Here is a 1,377-nt window from a genome sequence, read left to right on the forward strand (position 1 = left end):
GCCACAGCGCCGGCCAGGAGGAGATCGGCGCCCAGATCGTGGCGTTCATCGAACTGCTCAGCTCTCAGATCACCCAGATCGACCGGTGCATCGCTAGATGTTTAGTCCCGGAGTTTGATGGGTTGGATCGAGCTTGAACCTATCGGGCTCGATCATCCAGCGTTTGCAGATGAACTCGTAGGGTGTGAGGCCGCCGAGCGTCTTAAGCCTGCGGGCGAAGTTGTAGGAGGTGATGAAGTCGGCGAGATACCGACGCAATTGATCATGGCTCTCGTAGTAGAAGCGCTTGACGATGGCATCCTTGATGGTCCGCTTCAGTTGCTCGACTTGGCCATTGGTCCACGGGTGCTTGGCCTTGGTCGTACGATGGTCGATGTCGTTCATGGCGCAGGCGTATTCGAAGGCATGAGCTCGGAAGAACTCTCCATTGGCCATTGCCTCCCTGATCAGCGGCACGGCCGATCCGCCGGCACCGGGCGTCGTGAACTGGATGCCGTTGTCGGGCAGCACGGCGTGGATCTTGTAGGGAACCGCTTCGATCAGGCGCAGCAGGAGACGGCAGTGGCGGCCTTCTCGTTCAGCTCGACGAAGGCGAACTTCGACGTGCGGTCGATGGCGACGAACATGTGCAGCTTGCCCTGTGCGCTGCGCACTTCCGCGATGTCGATGTGGAAATAGCCAATCGGATAGGCCTTGAACTTCCTCTTCGCTGGCTTGTCGCCCTCGATATCGGGCAGCCGGCCGATGCCATGGCGCTGGAGGCAGCGATGCAGTGACGAGCGCGTCAGATGCGGAATCGTCGGCTGCAGCGCGTAGAGGCAGTCGTCCAACGGCAGCAGCGTATAGCGCCGAAAGGCGACGATCACCGCCTCCTCCTCGACCGAGAGCACGGTCGATCTCGCCTCTTTCGGACCAGTCGGCAGATCGGCGGACGAAGTGCGTCTCTTCCACATCGCGACGGTCTTCTGATTGATGCCATAGCGCTTCGCTAGCGCCCTCAGGCTCTCTTGACTATGCTGTATCGCTCGACGGATCGCCTCTGTCGTCGTGGCGCTTCCGTGTAGAACCTCGCCCATAGCGCACCCTTCCATTCCTGCGAAAGACTGCACCATCAAAGCCCGGGATCAAACAGTCACGGACGGCGGCCATGTCATAGCTGTAGGTGAAGCGGGTTGCCGGATCGATCTCGGGCACGTTGCCGATGAAGCACTCACCCTCGCAGAGAACCCGTCTGACGTTGCCCCCAGCCTTTATCCAGCTCTGAGTTCGCCCTGGCGGTTGGTTGATCCGAGACCATTTCTTGGACCGCCGGCCGTTAGAGTTTCCGGCCCCTACTCACGGCGGCGGGCTGGGTGCGCCGCCGGAGTTTTGTAACGT

At 60.6% G+C, this 1,377-nt stretch carries 1 pseudogene; it reads right to left on the reverse strand.

What is annotated here, in order from left to right:
* Nucleotides 1–93: 93 nt before the first annotated feature.
* Nucleotides 94–1,076, reverse strand: a pseudogene (locus YU1_RS31400) (IS481 family transposase).
* Between the last annotated feature and the right edge of the window lie 301 nt (nucleotides 1,077–1,377).

The sequence above is a fragment of the Azorhizobium doebereinerae UFLA1-100 genome (genome assembly GCF_000473085.1).
Lineage (GTDB): Bacteria > Pseudomonadota > Alphaproteobacteria > Rhizobiales > Xanthobacteraceae > Azorhizobium > Azorhizobium doebereinerae.